This window comes from Virgibacillus salexigens (assembly GCF_014905415.1).
Lineage (GTDB): Bacteria > Bacillota > Bacilli > Bacillales > Amphibacillaceae > Virgibacillus > Virgibacillus salexigens.
Window position 1 is genome coordinate 1 of sequence record NZ_BNEO01000083.1, and the last position, 329, is coordinate 329.

Annotated in this window: 1 protein-coding gene; it reads left to right on the forward strand. The window is 38.9% G+C overall.

Features of this window, described 5'->3' with window-relative positions:
• Nucleotides 1–329 (forward strand): Y-family DNA polymerase (locus tag JKP73_RS22335; RefSeq protein WP_498370538.1); only part of this gene is annotated, 329 nt, incomplete at both ends.

Consider the following 329-nt stretch of genomic DNA (forward strand, 5'->3'; position numbering starts at 1 on the left):
ATTATGCATCGTACCCACGTAACGGTGTTCTATGTATTGATATGCGTTCGTTCTATGCAAGTGTCGAAGCAGTTAAATTAGGAAAGGATCCAATGCAGGTACTACCTGCAGTAGTAGGAGATCCGAATCGATCCGCAAGTATCGTACTGGCTGCTTCCCCAGCTTTAAAAAAGAAATATGGCATTAGTAATGTTAGTCGTCTCTTTGAACTACCAGATGATCCAGATATATATATTGTGCCAGCACATATGGCCGATTACTTATATGTGTCTGCCCAAATAACTAAATTAATTAATCAGTATGTACCTAAAGAAGCAATGCATCCATAT